Below are 13,593 nucleotides of genomic sequence, written 5' to 3' on the forward strand. Positions count from 1 at the left end.
AAGCTTAAAAAAGCTGTTTTCAAAATTACCACAGGCGTTTGAAGGGATTAAACCCGTACTACTCTATCCTGTTTTCGGGATGTTAATTACAGGCTTACTCATGATTATGGTGATAAATGAACCGGTAACATTACTTAATCAGGGGTTAACAAGTTGGCTTGAAAGTTTATCCGGTTCAAATGCGATTCTTTTAGGCATTCTGCTTGCTGGAATGATGGCAGTCGATATGGGCGGCCCACTTAATAAAGCGGCATTTACATTTGGCATCGCTGCCATTGAAGCGCAAAGTTTTGGACCACATGCCGCCGTTATGGCAGGGGGGATGGTACCACCGCTGGGTATTGCATTAGCTACCACATTCTTCAAACATAAATTCAGTGAACTAGAAAGAAAATCAGGATTTACGAATTACTTTATGGGTGCATCTTTTATTACAGAAGGAGCGATTCCTTTTGCCGCGGCGGATCCAATTCGTGTTATTGTCAGCAGTGTAATTGGCGCGGCAACAGCTGGTGGTTTATCCATGGCTTTTAAAATTACTTTACCGGCGCCTCACGGTGGAATCTTTGTTATCCCATTGGTTAATCACCCAGTTCTTTACTTACTTGCCATTGTAATCGGTTCCTTAATTACAGCACTGTTACTTGGATTTTGGAAAAAGAAACAACTATAAGTGTGTTAAAAGGTCGATTTCATAGCGAAATCGACCTTTTTTCTATGGGGGGGAAGAGCAAGGTAATTTTTTATTAACGCATATACCCCTGCAGGTATTTTTGAGTTACGTAAAAAACGAATAATAAGAACAAAACTAAACCTTTATTTCAAGAATAACCTCGATAGAATATTTATTAAATCTCATCGCATGTTAACACTTCATACTCAAATGTTTATCAATAAGAAAATGATTTACCAGTTAAAGGGAATTAAGGAATCGATGTCGAACTACTTGAAGAAATCCTAGTCTGATAGAAGAGAGGGGATAGATCGATGACTGATGATGCATTAGTTAAAACGACCAATGGTTCAATCAATGGAAAATCAGTGGGCAATGTTTTAGTTTGGAAAGGAATACCTTATGCTAAACCCCCTTTAGGCAAACTTCGTTTTATGGCTCCAGAAAAACCTGATTCTTGGCAAGGCGTGCGAGAGACAGTAGATTTCAGTAGCGTGTCAGTACAAAAAAGCCGTGAAATTATGAAGTTTTTAGGTGACAACCCAATGGATTCAAGTGAAGATTGTCTCTATCTTAATATCTGGTCGCCATCACCGGATGAAAAACGACGGCCCGTATTAGTCTGGATTCACGGAGGTGCCTTTACTAATGGCTCAGGTTCTTCTCCAGCATATAACGGTGAATCGTTTGCGGAAATGGGGGATATCGTTGTTGTTACCCTCAACTATCGTCTAGGCATCTTGGGTTTTCTTCATTTAGGAGAACTAGGGGGAGAAAGATATGCAGCTTCTGGAAATTGCGGTATTCTTGATCAGATTGCTGCCTTGGAGTGGATACATGATAATATTACAGCATTTGGGGGAGATCCGAATAAAATTACCGTTGCTGGTGAATCAGCTGGAGCTATGAGTGTTGCTGCTTTACTTGCCATGCCTTCAGCTAAGGGCCTCTTTCAACAAGCAATTTTACAAAGCTGTCCACCAAATATGTATCAAACAAAACAAAAAGCAACAGATACAGCTAAACGTATTTTAAATCAATTACAACTAACAGAAAACGATTTATCACGTTTAGAAGACCTTCCCGTTGATAATCTTTTAGAGGCAGCAGCCGATGTCACAACATGGTGTCCGACTGTAGATGGTGAGTATCTGCCTCAAAATCCTGATCAAGCACTCGCAGCTGGCAGTTCCAAAAATATTCCCATATTAATTGGAACAAACCGTGATGAACATAATTTGTTCAGCTTTTTTGATCAAAGCTGGCGTACGATCGACGAGAAAGAAATACGTACACGTTTTGAACAATCACTGGGTTCTGTTTGGTCACAACTTTTCCCTTCTTTTAAAGAGTCACCGTTAACTCATGAACTTTATGATCAAGTGATGACGTTCAATTTATTTACTTATCCTTCAATTCAACTAGCTGAACAACAGATCAAGCAAGGAGCACCCGTCTGGATGTATCGATTTGATTATGAAAGCCCTATTTTTGAAGGGAAAATGAAAGCCTTTCATGCACTCGAGCTCTTATTTGTTTGGAATAATCTTCGCAAATCCGTACCGTTTCTTGCCGGATCACCTGAAGAACAGTTACTAGCCGATCAAATTCACCAAGCCTGGATTGCTTTTATTCGAACAGGGAATCCAGATGAACAAAGCATGGTTCACTGGCCGCCGTATGACTTAGATAAACGAACAACCTTGCTATTTGATCGTGAAAGCCGAGTGGAACATGATCCTGACAGCAGTAATCGACTCCTATGGGAACAAGCAATTAGCACAAAAACTAGATAACCCTAAAAGTCATCCTTTCGAGGATGACTTTTTTTTGTATTTTCGCCATGGTATAAGCGGCCAAAAAATTGTTTCTACATATATAAAAGAAAAGGTTGTTTGTTGAGAGGAGGAAGAGTTATTAAGTTGAAATCGTGCTTCCTTCAGTTCTTTGATACACAAGAAAATGAAACAGTATTACCTGTAAAAGAGTTTGAAGAACTTAAACAGAAATTATTGTTTGAATATGAACAACCTAGTGAGCACAGTATCGCTTTGCTTCCAAATGAAACGAAAATAATTAAAGCCATTCGAGCTGAAACCACGAAATATAATCGTAATAATCTCACACGAACAGAAGCTTATTTGTCTTTTTATATTAAACACCCTGAGATTCATTGGGCATTGCTTGCCCATTTTGTATCTCGTAACGGTGGTTACCATATGACTGATCTTAAGAGCGATTTAATGAACCACCTTTTCACAGAAACAGAGCGAAAGAAGTTTTTCTATTTTCTAGAAGACGCTAATGCAGCCATTTTTGCCGATGCTTATCCACAGTTGTTGCTATATAGTTATGCGGTGAAGCAACGAATCGACTTGAGTAAATTCCTTGCTATTTTTCATGTATCTCGCTTTATGCATCCGATATGGGACCTGTTTATTCATAATAGAAAATCTTCATTACTAACGATTGCAATGATTATTAATGAACAGCAGATGCTAGAGCAGCGTTTGATAACACGACCTCCACATAGTCAAATCATGAAACGACTTGATTTTCAACTGCAAGAGAACTTGGGGTTCACAATGGTTCTGTTTCCGTATCAGCAAAAAAAATATGAGCTGACAAGATTGACAGGTTTAGTCGTTAAACGATTTGCAGATCCGAAAAGTAGAATTCTTATCGGTAAAAAACTCTATCGGCTTTTATTTCAGGATATAAATGTGTTGCAGGGATGTCTCGAATTTTCTTGTGACGTTCCGCACTCTGGTTCACGTTCGGATTACTGGAGCGGTGTTTTTTCTACAAATAAAAGAAACCGACTTTATAGTCCCGTTTTGCAAGATGCGTGGACTGATGCTGCTTTATCTTATTTACCTATAAATGATTGGTTTGTAAACGATCAATCTATCGGAGAGTTACACTCTTATCCTAAACTGAAAATGACTGATTTGACAAAGAAAGCTTTTGATCATACCTCGATACTGCAACTAATCAATCAAACGAAGCAGTTCATCCAGTAATAGAGAGGTGTTACACGATTATGGTCAAACTGGTATTCTCGCATACTTTTTAAATACTTTACTAAAACAAGTGCAATACGGAAAAGATCACTCTCTAATCAACGCTTACAAAGTAATTTGTCGGATTTGGGCGATAAGAGTCGCCCTTCCAACTTTCACAATAAATACTCCTAGTCGTTCCTACGTTTTTTGATATCACTATGATATTCCAATCTAAATTCTTGTTCATCCAATTTGAAATAATGATTAATATAACTTGAAATAGTAAGTTTTATAGAAATATATAGTGTTTTAGCCATGAAATTAAATGAAAACGAATGAATATGGATGATTTTGAGCATATTTACTATCCCATGGGGGTTTACAAGTGATGAAGGATGGGAGTATGATAATTCCAATAAAATACAATTTAATTGCGGCCTAATCTCACGTATTGAGAACGGAGGAACCACTATTTTGGGGTTAATTTTGCATTTGCAAAAGGGATGAGAAACTCTTTCGCCATCCTACCCGTCAGCTAACTTCGTCGGCTAAAGCGAAGGAGGTCATAAAGACCGCCTTGATCAGGAGGCTTTTGTTGTTGCTTTTTTTACAGCTAAACCGTTCTGACACTAACATAGGTCTTTTTATTATGCCTATAAATCGAATACTATCATGGATGACAGAACGCAAAGAGAGCGTAAAGCTTGCTGGGCGTTAAGTAGATCAATGATTGCTTTTCTCTAATTTTATGGTTTTTGTAAAACATACAAGGTTCCGAGACCTGTATCACCACTCGGACATGGATGGATATTACATTGCCTATCAAGGGGAAAAGTAAGCATTGGTCTATTTGTTGTTTACAACAGTTAACTATCAATCGAGAAGTCATTGGAACGGTACAAATTCAATGAGGAAAAGGGATTAAGCCTGCAAGAAACCTGAAGGAATGTGACCAGAATAATAGTTTATTAGGGAAGATGGGGTAGTATGATGAATTTTGAGGAACCGTTTAATCTGCTAGATGATAATGGTATTGACATGGATATCGTCGCCCAGATTATCAGGCGAAGGAGGCAGGTGCTGGTTCTTTGCTATATCGATTATCGCATGAATCAACGCATTGTCTCAGACGATCAATATGAGGAATGGGTACAGGAGTTAAGTCACCTACAAGATCACAATCCTGCTGAAGCGGAAAGAGCCAACATGCATGTGGACTTCAAAGGTGTCCATTTGAAGGATGCCGATTGTCTTAAGCTTGACCAGGTATGGATTCAAGACAAGGCGTTACATCTATTGCGCTATCAAGCTAGTATCAAGGGCAATCAATAGCAGGAACGGGGGTTCATAGAGGGTGTGTGGACCAAGAAGTCCCGATAAACGTACATGTTTTGCTAATGATACGTTTTATCGTTTGTACCGTATTTACGGATTTAATTAAAGGGTAAAATGGGTGGGATAATTAGATAGAGGGGAAGATGAATATTGCCACTTATCGTGCAAAAATTCGGCGGCACCTCGGTTGGAAGTATTGATAGAATTCTGATGGTAACAGAACGTATAGTGGAGGCGAAAAATAAAGGTAATGATGTAGTCGTGGTTGTTTCAGCGATGGGTCAATCCACCAATTCATTAGTAGATATGGCGGAGCGATTGTCTCCCAACCCAGCGGGAAGAGAAATGGATATGCTGTTAGCAACAGGCGAACAGGTTTCCATATCCTTACTTGCTATGGCTTTGATAAGTAAAGGCTATCCTGCTGTTTCTTTAACAGGATGGCAAGCTGGGATTATGACAGATACCGTTCACAATAGAGCGAGAATCGTCCATATTCACAGCGATAAAATAGTAAATCTTGTTCGAAAAGGTACCATAGTCATTGTGGCAGGGTTTCAGGGAATTACGGAAGACGGAGAAGTTACTACTCTGGGTCGGGGGGGTTCGGATACAACTGCAGTTGCGCTGGCTGCCAGCATTAAGGCTGACTTATGTGAAATTTATACAGATGTTTCCGGAGTCTTTTCTGCCAATCCACGTATTGTGCCTACAGCCAAGAAATTAGTTAGGATATCCTTAGATGAAATGATGGAATTGGCGACATTAGGCGCGAGTGTCTTACATCCCCGTGCGGTAGAGTGTGCGAAAAAATATAATGTTCGGTTAATGGTAAGATCTAGTTTTTCTGATGAAGAGGGAACCTTAATAGAGGGGGATGTGGATATGGAAGCAAAGTTGGTATGCGGAGTGACTCACAAAGATCATATCGCGAAAATTACAATTAAAAAATTTGATGCATTATCTTCTTTATTTACAATTTTGGTGAAATCCCATATTGATGTAGATATCATAACCCAGTGCTCAGATGAACTTTCGTTAACTAACTTGTCCTTTACTGTTTCGATAGAAGATTTGGGACGTACATTGGATTTACTCGAATCCAATAAGACAACACTCGCGTTTGAAGAACTCAATACGGAAGTAGGTTTAGCGAAAGTTTCTATCGTTGGATCAGGAATGGTCTCAAATCCCGAAGCAACTGCAAGAATGTTTACAGCATTGGCTTCCGAGCATATTCCGATTAAGATGGTTAGCCATTCAGAAATGAAGGTTTCCTGTATTATTCCCGAAGATATGTCAGAAAGAGCAGTACGGACCCTTCACAGTGTTTTTGGTTTTGACGTCCTTCTAAAAGAGGCGGTTTTACATTAGTTCAATAGTACAAAGAATATATTCGGCTTTTCACAAAGCTTTTCTATAGATAAGAAGATAAATAAACAACTTAGAATGTAAAAAAAGACTACCATAAAAAAACAAGGATTGAGTAGCATATATAAGAAAAATAGGAAAAAGGAACATAGAGGACAGACACGCAAAGGAAGCACATGATCGCTAGGAGTTAAGTAAACCAATGAGTACTTTTCTCTACTTTTATAGGTTTGCTTTGCTATGTATCTACTAATCAATGTTTGAATCTTATTGGTTAACGCTGGGATGCTTAGCGGCATACATGGGGAAAGAGTAAGCATTGGTCTATTTTTTATATTTTCAACAGGCAGGCTTCTCTTTCATAGAAAGAATGCAGATTGAGAATTAATAAGAGAAAGTACTAATGGGGTGGATTGTATGGGAAAAGTACTGCTTGTTGGAAAAGGAAAATTATTTAAATCTGTAAAGAAAAGTATAGGGGCCACCCACACGGATACAAGTGACTTAGAAACTTTAGACTATGATGAAGAGTGGTTTAAGCCTACAAGTAACCTGAAGGACTGTGATGGAATAATGGTTCATAAATCATTGCAGGCTAACTGTGTTTATCTATTCCCTAATACTCTGTTAGATGGAATAAATCTTGTAAGAGTATTTATAGAGTTCAAACCTTATAAGTTGTTTGTTGTCACTCATGATCAACAATATTCTACTCTATATAAAAAAATGGGAGCCGACTTTGTCATCCTTAGTAAATCGGGTTGTTACAGCTATAGCTGGCTGTTAACAAGCGGCACCTAGTTACTAAAAAACTTAATGGGGGGTGTAACAAAAATACCCTATAGAGTAGACATTTTCTAAGTGTCTACTCTATAGGGTACAGTTTTACATGCAGATAAGGCTTTACTCCTTAATATCCTTTCGAATAGTCAAGCAGGTTAATCGCAGGTTGTTCACCCTCGATATACTTCTTTAAATTAGGAATGAAAATATCTTGCAGCAGCCTCTGGTCATAGAACTCAGTTGAACCGGACGTATGAGGGGTAATGATCACTTGTTCAAGATCCCAAAGTGGGTTATTCTCCGGCAGGGGCTCTACTTCAAATACATCCAATCCAGCACCAGCAATTTGGCCAGTATTCAATGCATTGATAAGATCCGCTTCGACAACAATAGGACCGCGGCCAATATTTATGAAGTATGCTGTATCCTTCATTTGTTCAAATTGTTCCGCTTTAAACATGTGTTTGGTCTCCTCAGTGAGTGGAAGGGTCACAACAACATAATCGCAACGCGACAATACTTCATTTAACTGATTTGGTGTTCGCATTTCATCTACATTTTCTGCATCTTTTCCTGAGTGGCGGATTCCAAGCACAGTCATACCGAAGGCTTTTGCAATCTTTGCTGTTTCACTGCCTATAGCACCGACACCAATAATTCCGATTGTCTTGCCGTGAATTTCAAGCTTCATATTAGCATGATGCCATTTCTTTTGCTGCTGATTTTTAACATATGTATCAATTTTACGGGTTAAGGCCAGCATCAGTCCAAAGATGGTTTCTGAAATAGGGAACGCATGAACACCGTTAGCACTTGTAACGACTACTTCTTTCTGCTGTAATTCTGTTAATGGGAGGTTATTCACTCCTGCACTCCAAGTTTGAATCCAACGTACCTTAGAGCCTGCACTTATTACGGGTTCCCTTAAGCGCTTGTTCCATCCAGCGATAATCTCCGCATCGTTCAACCTACCTTCCCACACCTCGGGATCACGACTAGCCGTAACTTCCCATTCAGGGATAATAGCTTGAATTTCTGAAAGAATAGCTGCATCTACATCATGCGTAAGTAGTAAGGTTCTTTTTGTCATGGGTTTATCTCCTTTGTATCCTCTTAGAACAATCCTTCAATGATTGTAGGGAGGTCTTCTGATGAGTACTTTAAAAAACTGTATCACTATCTGAATTCCATACTTACGAGCAAAATTCCTGTGTAATCCGTGAATTTACTTACAAGAAAAAAAGCTGACCATCGAGCAGTCAGCTTTAAGTCTATTAACTCTTTAAAAATTTCACACATACAGGATAAGGAACAGGCAGATCACTTCCAAGCAAAGAAAGCTTTCCTGTTTCGGTATCACGAGCATAGAGGACAAGGTTACTTGACTCTTGATTTGAACTAACAATAAATTGTCCGCTCGGATCGATTTCAAAATCCCGAGGCCAATCTCCTGCAGAAGAGACATGTTCAATAAAGGTCAATTCACCGGTTTCTTCTGTTACACTAAAGACCGCAATACTATTATGTCCTCGGTTTCCAGCATAAACAAATTTCCCATCAGGAGATACGTGAATGGCACTGCCTTGGCTGTTTTCTGTAAAATCAGCAGGGATTGCTGAAATATAATGAAGCTCCGTAAAGACTCCGTTTTCAGGGTTATACGCTAGGGCAATCACTTCGTTGCTAAGTTCCGTCATTACATATGCGAATTTTCCATTTGGATGAAATTCAATATGACGAGGTCCGCTTCCCGGTTTCACAGCAAGAACATTTACTACGTGTAGTTGATCTTCTTTAATTTCATACGTGATAATTTCATCCGTACCAAGATCTACAGCAACTATATATTTTTCATCTGGAGTAAATCCTGAAAAATGTGCATGCGGACCATCTTGACGTTCAGTGTTCGGTCCTGATCCGGAATGCTGATTCATAGAGACAATCGCGGATGTTTTTCCTTCTATATTTGTTTTATAAAGTTCTATTTTTCCATTATGATAATTGGCTGTGACCACATATTGTTTGCCGCTGTCGACACTAACGTGACACGGAGAACCGCTTCCAGAAACGTGTGTACTTAATTGAGTAAGAGCTGCTGTATCAGCATCAATGTTGAAGGAAGTGATTCCGCCTTTATCATTTTGTTTGTCCACGGCATATAATGTTTTCCCGTCTTTACTAATTGTTACATATGTAGGACTTCCTAGCTCCGCTGCAAGCTTAATGTTTTCAACCTTTTTACTTTCTGTATCAAGTGTAAAGCTGTAAACCCCTTTACTGTCACCCTTTGTGTACGTACCAATATATCCCGTATAGATAGCCATAATAAAGTTCCTCCTTGTATGTGGATGTGTTAATTTTACCATAAGTCTCTATCAAAGAAGCAGCCTCAGCTCTTGAATTTATTATTTACCCATCTATAACGATTACTAACACATATCTTATGGAAATCTAGAATCTTTATCTGTATAATTAACTTTTAAAAAGTAAGTGTAAAACGGGGTGTACCCATGAGCAGTTGTCAACCAGTAGAACAGTTTCCCTTCCTAAACGGGGTGCAAATTGTAAAAAGAGAATATATCTATAAAGGAATGAATGGCCAGAGTGTTGAGCGTATCTTTACGGCCGATGACAGCTATATTTTTAAACCGCTGACTAATCAGAAGCAGTTTGGTAAGGAATTATGGGTTTACGAGCATATCCTTACTAAGCTGCCATCTATTTATCCAAAAATCCTCGCCCATTCTGTTCAAACAGAAGAACAGAAAAGTTGGATTGTTCTTGAAGATCTCGGGAAACTGTCACATACGTTTAATGAGAAAGCAGCCTGTGAGGTCATTCATTTAATGTCAGGTTGGCACAGGATGTCAACGGATTATCTAAACGGAGCAGAATTAATTGGTCCAAAGCCCTTCATTGAAGAAGTAGTGTGTGATCTTTTTCAGAATAAAACAGACATTCTGCGCATACTCAGCGAATTACATGTGGAAGAAGCAAGCATGATGAATATGTATACCTTGATTAAGGACTTCACATTTACGATTCCTCCCGTATTATCCCACGGTGATCTTCATCTTGGGAATTATGCCTATATCGGTAATCGGGTCGTCGTCTTCGATTGGGAGCATGCTCATTTAAATAGCCCTTTTTGGGATTTGTATCATGTCATTGATATGTCGCATCCAGTGTTTCCTAAATCCATGACCACTGAAATACGGGAAACGTTATTAACCACTTATCTGGATGGTTCACCGCAATTAAAAGCTAGGTCCTTTAGAAGGGAATATTATCTCTACTCAGCTGTCTTTTCGACATGGATGATCGCCTTAATTGTCAGTGATTTGGAAAACAATAAAACCCCTTGGACCAACGAACAGCTTAGGTTGCAATTGGGGGAAAGTGTAACAAATTTAACGCAATGTCTAACTAAATTAGCAGGGTAAAGAGACTGTCGCTAGTCATGAAGATGACCTAGTGGACCGTCTCTTTTTTTATGGAAGGAGCTATTTATTCCTTTTCATTGATATCAACTGGTATATGCTGAAAGCTGCTTACACTAAACAGGCCTTGAACGGTTAGCTTAAGTTCTGGTATAACCGGAAGGGCAAGAAAAGCAAGTGTTAAAAAAGGATTGAAGTGTTGTGAAGCGCCAATTGTCAATAAGGCCGCATTCAATTCTTCCAAAGAAGTATACACATCATCATAGCTTTTGGTCGACATCAATCCGGCAATTGGAAGGTTAAGACGTGCAATCACCTTTCCACCATCAACGACAACCAGCCCCCCTTGCATATCTTTAATTTCCTGTGAAGCCATTAACATATCTAAGTCATTTACACCTGCGGTCATCAGGTTGTGTGAATCATGAGAAACGGTTGTTGCAATGGCGCCTGAAGTAAGTCCCAGGCCTTTTACAATTCCCAGCCCAATTTGTCCAGTGTTATGATGTCGTTCCACTACAGCTAGTTTGAGTAAGTCCAGTTCTGTTGAAGGAAGGAAGTTTCCTATTTCATCACGTGTTACTTCGGCTTTGTCGTGAATCGTAAGTAGGCTGTTAGGGATAATGGTAATAATATTCGCTGTATGACCAGTGAGAGGAATATGTAAATCAGATTCCTTCAAAGTTGGAAAGTGAATACTATTCATCAGTTCATTTACAGAAGTCGGGAGGGTCGATTCAGCGGAATTAATAAGTTCCCCTTTTTCCATCACCAGTTTCCCATTTTTATAAACGGAATCAATGACAATGTCATCAAGATCCGTTAAAAGAAGAAAATCTGCTTTATACCCGCCGGCTATGGCTCCAATCTCCTTTAATCCAAAACATTCTGCTGCATTTAGTGTTGCCATTTGAATAGCGGTTGTTGCTGGAATTCCTTCCTTAATAGAGAGACGTACGTTATGGTCGATGCTGCCTTCTTGTAAAATATCATCCAGATGGCGATCATCAGTGACAAATAGACAGCGATGTGCATTCTTACTTGTAACAGCAGGAAGGAGATTTCTCACATCCTTTGCAGCTGTACCTTCCCGAAGCATCAAGTACATCCCTTTACGGAGACGAGCCCTGGCTTCTTCAGCAGTTGTGCATTCATGATCCGTTTGTATACCGGCAGCGGTATAAACATTTAATTGTTCTTCCGTGAGCCCAGCAGCATGACCATCAATTTTTTTATTTGCCAAATGGGCGTCAGTTAATTTTGCGACCATAGAGGGGTCACCGTTCAAGACAGCGGGAAAGTTCATTACCTCAGCAAGACCGAGTACTCGAGGATGTTGATAAAAAGGACGGAGATCATCACTTTCAAGTTTTGCTCCAGCGTGTTCAAACGATGTTGCAGGAACGCAGGAGGGAAGCATAAAGTAAACATCAAGCGGAATCCCTTCTGTTGTCTCAAGCATGAATTCAATACCGGTAATTCCAGCAACATTGGCTATTTCATGTGGATCTGTTACCACTGTAGTGACTCCATGTAAGAGTTGTACTTTAGCAAATTCCGCAGGGCACACCATGGTGGATTCAATATGAACATGGCCATCAATGAAAGATGGAGAGATATATTTTCCTTTTGCATCAATGGTTGTTTTGCCATGAAAGAATCCTATTCCGGCAAAATAGCCATCTACAACCGCTACATCCGCTTCATAGATTTCCCCATTAAAGACATCGACAACTTTTCCATTTTTAATAACATAATCAGCGGGCTCCTTGCCAGCCGCTACCGAAATTCTCCTTGATAACATTGCTGCATTCATCATATAGCCCCCTTGTTCACTCTAAATATTTGTCAGAAAAACCTACATACAAGAAAGCTGGTAAGCGTACATTTTGTACCGTTTACCTCCATAATTTTTTAAAAATTACTATACCATACAATAATGTAATGAATCAAAAAAACAGAAAATTAATTTTAAAAAATGAAAAGTACGCAATTACTTTTACAAATTTCAGAATCTTTGATAAGGTTAGGTATCTTACTGAATGCAAGGTGATTTTATGGAGTTTTTAGGTGTAATTCTACCGATTTTTAGTATTTTCGTTCTTGGGTTCATCGGTCAAAAGAAGTTTCATTTTGATACCAAAACCATTTCCACGATGGCACTTTATTTAATGTCACCCGTTTTAGTTTTCCGCACCTTTTACAACACTGAATTTAATGCATCATATGGGTATCTCGCTATCTATACATTTGGTCTATGCTTTGCACTGATTAGCATTGTTTATGCAGTGGCTTTTATTAAGAACTATTCCGTACGCGATACCTGTGCGATGATACTGGCTTCTTCATTCATGAATAATGGAAATTACGGTACACCTGTTGTCTTTTTATTATTTGGAGCTGCAGGACTTGATTATGCGATTATCTTAATGGTGATTCAACAGGTAGTGATGTGTACAGTCGGGATCTATTATGCAGCGAAGGGAAGCCCAGGTGGGGATGGAGTTCAATCAGCAATCCTTGCTGTACGGCGGATGCCAATCGTATACGGGGGGATCATTGGAGGTGTATTTCACTATTTTTCTATTACCTTATCACAATCATTAGTAGAAGCTGTTAATCTCGTTGCAGATGCCGCGATTCCAACCATTATGCTTACCCTAGGCATGCAGCTTGCGAACATTTCTGTTAAAAAATTAGCTTATCGTAAATTATCATTATCGCTGACTCTAAAACTTGTCATCTCTCCATTAATCGCATACGGTCTAACACTCATTCTTCCAGTAGATGACCTTGTTAAACAAATCATGGTCATTATGGCCGCTATGCCTACAGCAGCTAACACCACGCTGTATGCGATGCAGTTTGATACAGATCCGGAATTTGTTTCAAGTACGACCTTATTCAGTACGATTTTGAGCTTAGTGACGCTGCCCATCCTCCTGAACTTCATTATTTGATTAGTAAATCACTACTACTCTTAAAA

General features: G+C 39.2%; 11 protein-coding genes and 1 riboswitch. Of the genes, 8 read left to right on the forward strand and 3 right to left on the reverse strand.

Annotation, left to right across the window (positions count from 1 at the left end; all coding sequences use genetic code 11):
• The 6 genes from MHI18_RS21135 to MHI18_RS21160 all read left to right on the forward strand — a co-directional run.
• A partial coding sequence (locus MHI18_RS21135; RefSeq protein WP_340850352.1) for a PTS fructose transporter subunit IIC occupies positions 1 to 673 on the forward strand: 673 nt, incomplete at its 5' end.
• A gap of 314 nt (positions 674 to 987) precedes the next feature.
• Positions 988 to 2,469 carry a carboxylesterase/lipase family protein gene (locus MHI18_RS21140; RefSeq protein WP_340850353.1) on the forward strand — a complete coding sequence of 494 codons (1,482 nt, stop codon included), beginning with the start codon at positions 988 to 990 and terminating at the stop codon, positions 2,467 to 2,469.
• A gap of 126 nt (positions 2,470 to 2,595) precedes the next feature.
• On the forward strand, positions 2,596 to 3,696 hold the full coding sequence (locus tag MHI18_RS21145; RefSeq protein WP_340850354.1) for a DUF2515 family protein: 1,101 nt from the start codon (positions 2,596 to 2,598) through the stop codon (positions 3,694 to 3,696).
• Between the two features lie 407 nt (positions 3,697 to 4,103).
• Positions 4,104 to 4,243: riboswitch (cyclic di-AMP (ydaO/yuaA leader) on the forward strand.
• A 473-nt stretch (positions 4,244 to 4,716) separates the two neighbouring features.
• Positions 4,717 to 5,010 (forward strand): DNA ligase LigA-related protein, encoded by a 294-nt coding sequence (locus MHI18_RS21150; protein WP_445670055.1) that lies wholly within the window; start codon positions 4,717 to 4,719, stop codon positions 5,008 to 5,010.
• A 153-nt stretch (positions 5,011 to 5,163) separates the two neighbouring features.
• Positions 5,164 to 6,387 (forward strand): aspartate kinase, encoded by a 1,224-nt coding sequence (locus MHI18_RS21155; RefSeq protein WP_340850356.1) that lies wholly within the window; start codon positions 5,164 to 5,166, stop codon positions 6,385 to 6,387.
• 414 nt (positions 6,388 to 6,801) lie between these two features.
• Positions 6,802 to 7,185, forward strand: a complete 384-nt coding sequence (locus MHI18_RS21160) for a hypothetical protein (RefSeq protein ID WP_340850357.1) — start codon at positions 6,802 to 6,804, stop codon at positions 7,183 to 7,185.
• Positions 7,186 to 7,294: 109 nt separating this feature from the next.
• On the opposite strand, the gene MHI18_RS21165 is transcribed toward MHI18_RS21160, so the two are convergent.
• Positions 7,295 to 8,257, reverse strand: coding sequence for a D-2-hydroxyacid dehydrogenase (locus MHI18_RS21165; protein WP_340850358.1), 963 nt, complete (start codon positions 8,255 to 8,257; stop codon positions 7,295 to 7,297).
• 184 nt (positions 8,258 to 8,441) lie between these two features.
• Positions 8,442 to 9,491 carry a lactonase family protein gene (locus tag MHI18_RS21170; protein WP_340850359.1) on the reverse strand — a complete coding sequence of 350 codons (1,050 nt, stop codon included), beginning with the start codon at positions 9,489 to 9,491 and terminating at the stop codon, positions 8,442 to 8,444.
• 186 nt (positions 9,492 to 9,677) lie between these two features.
• Here MHI18_RS21170 and MHI18_RS21175 point away from each other — a divergent pair, with 186 nt between their 5' ends.
• A complete protein-coding gene (locus MHI18_RS21175) occupies positions 9,678 to 10,610 on the forward strand; it encodes a phosphotransferase (RefSeq protein WP_340850360.1) in 933 nt (310 codons plus the stop codon).
• A gap of 64 nt (positions 10,611 to 10,674) precedes the next feature.
• Here MHI18_RS21175 and ade read toward each other — a convergent pair whose 3' ends face one another.
• Positions 10,675 to 12,423, reverse strand: a complete 1,749-nt coding sequence (gene ade, locus MHI18_RS21180) for an adenine deaminase (RefSeq protein WP_340850361.1) — start codon at positions 12,421 to 12,423, stop codon at positions 10,675 to 10,677.
• 241 nt (positions 12,424 to 12,664) lie between these two features.
• Between ade and MHI18_RS21185 the strand changes: the two genes are divergently transcribed.
• Positions 12,665 to 13,567, forward strand: a complete 903-nt coding sequence (locus MHI18_RS21185; protein WP_340850362.1) for an AEC family transporter — start codon at positions 12,665 to 12,667, stop codon at positions 13,565 to 13,567.
• The last annotated feature ends 26 nt before the right edge of the window (positions 13,568 to 13,593 follow it).

The sequence above is a fragment of the Peribacillus sp. FSL H8-0477 genome (assembly GCF_038002765.1).
Lineage (GTDB): Bacteria > Bacillota > Bacilli > Bacillales > DSM-1321 > Peribacillus.

Excerpts from the sequence above, each read along its gene's own strand:
- MHI18_RS21140 (WP_340850353.1), top strand. The coding sequence starts at position 988 with ATGACTGATGATGCATTAGTTAAAACGACCAATGGTTCAATCAATGGA.
- MHI18_RS21150 (WP_445670055.1), top strand. The coding sequence starts at position 4,717 with ATGGATATCGTCGCCCAGATTATCAGGCGAAGGAGGCAGGTGCTGGTT.
- MHI18_RS21160 (WP_340850357.1), top strand. The coding sequence starts at position 6,802 with ATGGGAAAAGTACTGCTTGTTGGAAAAGGAAAATTATTTAAATCTGTA.
- MHI18_RS21165 (WP_340850358.1), bottom strand. The coding sequence starts at position 8,257 with ATGACAAAAAGAACCTTACTACTTACGCATGATGTAGATGCAGCTATT.
- MHI18_RS21170 (WP_340850359.1), bottom strand. The coding sequence starts at position 9,491 with ATGGCTATCTATACGGGATATATTGGTACGTACACAAAGGGTGACAGT.
- MHI18_RS21175 (WP_340850360.1), top strand. The coding sequence starts at position 9,678 with ATGAGCAGTTGTCAACCAGTAGAACAGTTTCCCTTCCTAAACGGGGTG.
- ade (WP_340850361.1), bottom strand. The coding sequence starts at position 12,423 with ATGAATGCAGCAATGTTATCAAGGAGAATTTCGGTAGCGGCTGGCAAG.
- MHI18_RS21185 (WP_340850362.1), top strand. The coding sequence starts at position 12,665 with ATGGAGTTTTTAGGTGTAATTCTACCGATTTTTAGTATTTTCGTTCTT.